General features: G+C 43.4%; 5 protein-coding genes and 2 pseudogenes. All 7 read right to left on the bottom strand.

Translation table 11 applies throughout. The features are described from left to right. Positions 1–423 precede the first annotated feature (423 nt). Positions 424–705: pseudogene (tnpB, locus tag AB4161_RS21440) on the bottom strand (IS66 family insertion sequence element accessory protein TnpB); the annotation flags it as partial. Positions 706–1,340: 635 nt separating this feature from the next. Beyond that, positions 1,341–2,345: an NAD-dependent epimerase gene (locus AB4161_RS21435; RefSeq protein WP_372084245.1), complete on the bottom strand. Its 1,005-nt coding sequence runs from the start codon at positions 2,343–2,345 to the stop codon at positions 1,341–1,343. 10 nt (positions 2,346–2,355) lie between these two features. Next, positions 2,356–3,522, bottom strand: coding sequence for a nucleotide sugar dehydrogenase (locus tag AB4161_RS21430; protein WP_372084243.1), 1,167 nt, complete (start codon positions 3,520–3,522; stop codon positions 2,356–2,358). 116 nt (positions 3,523–3,638) lie between these two features. Continuing rightward, positions 3,639–4,661 carry a transposase gene (locus AB4161_RS21425; RefSeq protein ID WP_372084241.1) on the bottom strand — a complete coding sequence of 341 codons (1,023 nt, stop codon included), beginning with the start codon at positions 4,659–4,661 and terminating at the stop codon, positions 3,639–3,641. Positions 4,662–4,753: 92 nt separating this feature from the next. After that, positions 4,754–4,927 (bottom strand): annotated as a pseudogene (locus AB4161_RS21420) (sugar phosphate nucleotidyltransferase); the annotation flags it as partial. Next, positions 4,927–6,024, bottom strand: a complete 1,098-nt coding sequence (gene rfbB, locus AB4161_RS21415; RefSeq protein ID WP_372084240.1) for a dTDP-glucose 4,6-dehydratase — start codon at positions 6,022–6,024, stop codon at positions 4,927–4,929. The gene rfbB and the pseudogene AB4161_RS21420, both read right to left, overlap by 1 nt. A 121-nt stretch (positions 6,025–6,145) precedes the next feature. Continuing rightward, a partial coding sequence (locus tag AB4161_RS21410) for a transposase (protein WP_372084238.1) occupies positions 6,146–6,382 on the bottom strand: 237 nt, incomplete at its 5' end.

The following is a 6,382-nucleotide window of genomic DNA, read 5'->3' as shown; positions in this document are numbered from 1 at the left end:
TCTACCCTGCCAGATAGGGCTCTCGTGGTAAGTTGTCAGGAAGCGTTGGGCGACCACGACGATTTTTCTCGGATGAAGTGTTTTTCGCTTCCGATGTTTCATAATTCTGATTGTCGGGAACTTCATCTATCATATCGGCATGAGTTTCCACCTCATTGGACTCTAAATCCTGAGGGCATGGTTTCACTACTGCTACCAAAGCGTTTACGCCGTGCTAGGTTTAGTTTTTCAACCAGAGGTTGGATGGTTATTTCGCTCTAGTTAAGAGACTGACCAAGAATGATTACCGAAGATTCAAACTCAATCACTTTTGAACGTAAGAGAGTTAGCTCATCTGGATTATTTTTATTTGACATATAAGGAAGATCGCGTGTATTCGCTAAAGTTCCTGATACGCTATTATTTTTTAATCTAGTAAAGGCTTTAGTAATTTAGCACTTGATGGGGTTTCATTTCTTCGATATCTAGTCCGTCGAGCAACCAATGCCATTGTTCTCCCATTATTAAGAGTGTTTGCCCTAACATTTTTCTTAGCAAAGCGAACTTATCTTTTTCGAGTCGCTTTTTCCAAAGGCAAAAGCAATTACACTAACAGTAGAGAACTTTGAGCTTATTCCGCGTGTGATTACAGAAGACGAATAGCGCTTCAGAGAAAAGATTGAGGTTCATGTGCTGCTCGACGGCCGTTATGCCTGTTCTAAAATCGACGGCGCTTTGCGAAGATAGATAATAGAGGTATCAAGGAACATGTTCATCCTTCAATTAAAGAGCCAGCCACTGAGGAGTGACATAACGGGATACATGAAAAGAACAGTCCCCCCCACACCACTCACTTCAAGGCCTAACTCAGCAGATAGAGTCGAGCTTGGCTGCTGCTCAGTATTAGTATTGGTGCTTGGCTTTGCTGTTTTTCAACGACAACGAATTCAAAAGGCGAATCTTCTCGTTTTTAGGCATTCTGACTATGCAATGTAGTTTACTACGGTTGTAGTCAAACATTTTTGAGTGAAGATTATGCTCTAAAAAAACTGAGCTGCGGGTTGTTCACTATTGCAATACTTCTGCACAAGACGTAGCCATTCTTGTTGAGGCCTATGCTGAGACATTTTCGAGTAGCTTTAACGATCAAAGTGAAAGGTTACGCCGTTTATTGAAAGGATTGAATGAGTCTAATTAAAGACGCTTACGCTATAAACAAACTAAGCTCAAAGTTACAGGAATATATTAAGACCTGTATTCTTTATTGTGAGTAACAGAAACAAAAATGGCCAAGTTCAGAATATGAACTTGGCCATTTTATATCTATCAATAATGCTAATATTCAACAAGTAGAACACTCTCTACTTGTTGTAAAACTTGCGGTACCACTTAATAAACTCAGATACACCTTCTTTAACCGTTATCTTCGGCGTGTAGCCCGTAGCAGCAAACAAGTCTTGTGTGTTTGCATAAGTTTGGTATACATCACCAGGCTGCATTTCTCTGAAGTTTTTCTTCGCTTCAACACCTAGCTCGTCTTCAATTGCCTTCACAAAATCCATCAGATTAATTGGAGAACCATGACCAATGTTAAACACCGCATAAGGCGCTGAACTGGTTGCTGGAGAACCCGCCTCTACCGTCCAGTCGTTATCACGCGTTGGAACTACATCCGCGATACGTACTACACCCTCAACAATATCGTGTACGTGGGTGAAATCGCGCCACATATCACCATTATTATTGATATCAATGGTATCGCCATCAAGGATCTTCTTAGTGAAAATAAACGGTGCCATATCTGGGCGGCCCCACGAACCATACACGGTAAAGAAGCGTAAGCCTGTCGTTGGAATGTCGTATAAGTGAGAATAGCTGTGCGCCATCAGCTCATTCGACTTCTTGGTCGCTGCGTACAATGAAACGGGGTGATCCACTGAATCTGACGTTGCAAACGGTGTTTTAGCATTCAACCCGTATACAGAACTTGAAGAGGCATAAACCAAGTGCTTCACTTTATTATGACGACACCCTTCAAGAATGTTCAAATGACCGACTAAGTTTGAATCAGCGTAGGCATGTGGGTTTTCAATAGAGTAGCGAACACCCGCTTGTGCGGCCAAATGAATCACTTGATCAAATTGCTCCGCTTCAAACAAGCTAGATACACCATCGCGGTCGGCAATGTCTAGCTGAACCAATTTAAAATTGGCATGTTGAATACGCGCCAAGCGCGCTTCTTTCAAAGCGACATCGTAGTAATCATTTAGGTTATCAACACCAACAACTTGATGGCCTTTTGCAGTTAACTGTTCTACCACAGCACTGCCAATAAAACCCGCTGCGCCTGTTACCAAATACTTCATTACTTAATCCTTAATCTGAACCGAATAGATCACGTGTATACACTTTGTCTTTTACATCCGCTAACTCTTGAGCCATGCGGTTTGAGACAATTACATCACAGCTTGACTTAAACTGCTCGAAATCCGTTAACACTAATGAGCGGAAGAACTCTTTCTCTTTCAGTTCTGGTTCAAACACTACTACTTCAATGCCTTTTGCTTTAAGACGCTTCATAATGCCTTGAATGCTCGAAGCTCGGAAGTTATCCGAGCCAGACTTCATCACTAAACGGTAGATGCCCACGCGCGTTGGGTTACGCTTGATGATTGAATCAGCAATAAAATCTTTACGTGTGGTATTCGAATCTACAATCGCACCTATGATGTTATTCGGTACGTCTGAGTAATTCGCTCGCAGTTGTTTGGTGTCTTTCGGCAAACAGTAACCACCGTAACCAAATGACGGGTTGTTGTAATGTGAACCAATACGCGGATCTAAACACACACCATCAATGATTTGGCGCGTATCTAAGCCGTGCGATTCTGCATAAGTATCTAGCTCATTAAAGTAAGCGACGCGCAGGGCCAAGTAAGTATTGGAAAACAGCTTTACCGCTTCTGCTTCGGTTGAATCGGTATAAAGGACCTCAACGTCTTTTTTAACCGCGCCTTCTAACAACAGGTTCGCAAAAACTTGTGCACGTTCAGAGCGCTCACCAACTACAATGCGAGACGGGTGCAGGTTATCGTAGAGCGCTTTACCTTCACGTAAGAACTCTGGAGAAAACATCAAGTTTTCACACTCAAGTTCCTCTTTAATACGCGCAGTATAACCCACTGGCACGGTAGATTTGATCACCATCACCGCATTTGGGTTAATCGCCATCACATCTTTAATGACCGCTTCAACTGAAGAGGTATTGAAGTAGTTAGTTTCAACATCGTAATCCGTGGGTGTCGCGATGATAACGTATTCCGCATCAGCATACGCTAACTCTTTATCGAGTGTTGCGGTAAAGTTTAATAGCTTATTTGCCAAGAAGTCTTCAATTTCAGCATCGGCGATTGGAGATAATTTATCGTTCAGTAATTTTACTTTTTCTTCGATAATATCGACCGCGACAACCTCATGATGCTGTGATAACAACATCGTATTAGACAGACCAACATAGCCTGTACCAGCAATAGCAATTTTCATATATAAGCCAACTGTTTAAGTAATAATTAGTTTTAATAAAAAGTATGAACTAGACATGTGTTCATTATATAACAAGGCGATCTTGGTGACAGTTAATTCCGGACTCTGCAGGCTAATTAAAGATTACAAGCCATCATATTGCATTTTCCTGATACCCAAGCCCTTTTAGTATGTTTTGCATAACTTTCAAGCTCTTTGGTTGAACCCACCGCACAGCGAAATTTGCCACCAAAGCTTTCTGAAAGCTTCAGCCACTCTTCGGCATTCATATTGAGCCGTTCAAGAATCGTATTATCACAGGGTGGAATATAACCACGCTTGTTTGGCCGAACCACTTGGCCTAATGCTTCCACTAGGGCTAAATAATCCAACAAAGAGAACTCAATACCACCTAACTTAGAGAACACCGAGAGCGGCATTTCTCGCTCACTCCCTAAAAAGCCAGCCAAGCCTTTAGCGGGTAAAGAGGCGACCTCTCCGTTACCTTCATCGCCTTTGCAAGCCACCGAATGAATGCGCTCATAAATAGAAGTAAACTCAGACTCTTCAAGTGATTGCGCCATATCCGCTCGAACGGTGTTTAAGTCCACATAAGCCATACAGCTCAGCAGTGCTTTTTCATCCAACAAAGCTTGAGACTTAAACCGCCCTTCCCAGAAGCGGCCGGTACAACCTTCTTCTTTATTGGCTTCACGGGCAACATATTCATTGAGGTTACGCATAAACCAAGAGATGTCTTGCAGTCGTTCACGCCATTCATCAATAAGCTCAAGCGTTTTATTGATTTCAGCTGTAGATTTTAACTCACCACCCAGCCAACGACTCACAAGCAAAGGCGCTTTGTATAACGCAGTCCAACGCTGAGCGATCTCTTCGTCACTCCAAGACGCTGCATTAGCCGTATTAACATGCAGCACCAAGTGGTAGTGGTTCGACATAATGGCATAGGCACACACATCAATCGCAAACACTTGGCTTAGCAACCTCATACGTTCGACCAACCAAACCCGTCGATGCTCAAAGTTCTGCCCTGAATAATGGTCTTCACCACACAAAAAAGCACGACGGACACACCGTGATATGCAGTGATAGTAAGCCGTATCTTGAAGGGAAACTTGAGTTGAACGTGCTTGAGTCATCCTGACCGCCAGTGAACAAAATCTAAACAGATAAAGTAAGGCTAGTCGGCGATTTGAAACCTGTCAAATACATGGGTGTCCTATATTTTCACGTTATCTTCAGGAGTGGTGATAATCAAAATATCTTTAATGCCAGCCAGCATTAATGTTGATATTGGGTAAAACACCATTGGTTTATCGTAAATCGGCAATAGCTGTTTTGATACGCCGCGCGTCAATGGGTATAAACGTGTTCCTAAACCACCGGCTAGAACTATGCCTTTCATTATTTCTTCACCTTTGATTCTGTTGTTTCTACGCCCAAACGCTCACGTTGATAGCTACCGTCTTGCACGTTTTGACACCATGCTGAGTTATCTAGATACCATTGCACCGTTTTACGAAGACCGGTTTCAAACGTCTCTTCTGGCGTCCAATTCAGCTCACGTTGCATTTTAGATGAGTCAATCGCGTAACGGCGATCGTGACCAGGACGGTCTTGAACGTACGTGATTTGATCTGCATACGCTAAACCTTTTGGTACTAACGTATCTAGGATGTCACAAATAGTGTTCACGACTTCAAGGTTTTTCTTCTCGTTGTGGCCACCGATGTTGTAGGTCTCTCCTACTTTACCTTCCGTCACCACTTTGTAGAGTGCACGGGCGTGATCTTCAACAAACAGCCAGTCACGGATTTGGTCGCCTTTACCGTAGATAGGTAAATCCTTGCCTTCAAGCGCATTGAGGATGACCAGTGGGATCAGCTTCTCAGGGAAGTGATAAGGACCGTAATTGTTCGAGCAGTTAGTGACGATAGTTGGCAGGCCGTAAGTACGTAACCATGCACGCACGAGGTGATCGCTTGATGCTTTTGATGCCGAGTATGGGCTAGAGGGCTCATACGATGTCGTCTCTAAGAACATTGGCAGCGCTGTGCCTTCTGGAACTTCATCTGGATGGGGAAGGTCGCCATACACTTCATCAGTAGAGATGTGGTGAAAGCGAAACTCGGCTTTTACACTTTCTTCCAGTACATTCCAATACTCACGAGTCGCTTCTAGTAGGGTGTAGGTACCAACAATATTGGTTTCGATAAACGCCGCGGGGCCAGTGATTGAGCGGTCAACATGCGACTCAGCCGCAAGATGCATCACCGCGTCAGGTTGGTGCTCTTTAAACACTCGGTCGAGCTCTGAACGATTACAAATATTCACTTGCTCAAAGGCATAGCGTTCAGACGAATCCACTTCGATAAGAGATTCTAAATTACCTGCGTAAGTGAGCTTATCAACGTTGACCACGCTGTCAGATGTATTCTTGATGATATGACGAATGACCGCAGAGCCGATAAAGCCAGCACCACCAGTAACGAGGATCTTCATAGTTTTCTCTTGTAGTATACTGTTTAGAACAACTCACGAATGTGAAGATGTATAGAATGTTTGGTGTTTAATCTCACTAGAACATCCCAGTCAATGTTAAGCCACTGAGACCAGCGCAAGATTACGAAGCCCCTTGCCCTGCAAGGACTTGCGAAAGGTAAGCGTTATTGCGGTTCGCTTTTTTCTGCTTTCTTTTGATCCCTGCTTTGAAGCTGATTTCTTCCGTCAGCAGATTTAAAGCTATATGTCTTATAACTGCTAAATTCTCACCGGCTTGCTCTCGACGTATCCGACATTCATCTTCTTTAAAACCAACGTCTAATCGCCAATGCATCTGATGGTGAGTAGACCGCAGGAA

It is taken from the genome of Vibrio sp. 10N.286.51.E5 (assembly GCF_041469125.1).
GTDB lineage: Bacteria > Pseudomonadota > Gammaproteobacteria > Enterobacterales > Vibrionaceae > Vibrio > Vibrio crassostreae_C.
The sequence above is the reverse complement of the archived record's forward strand: the minus strand, read 5'-3'. Positions and strand labels throughout refer to the sequence as shown.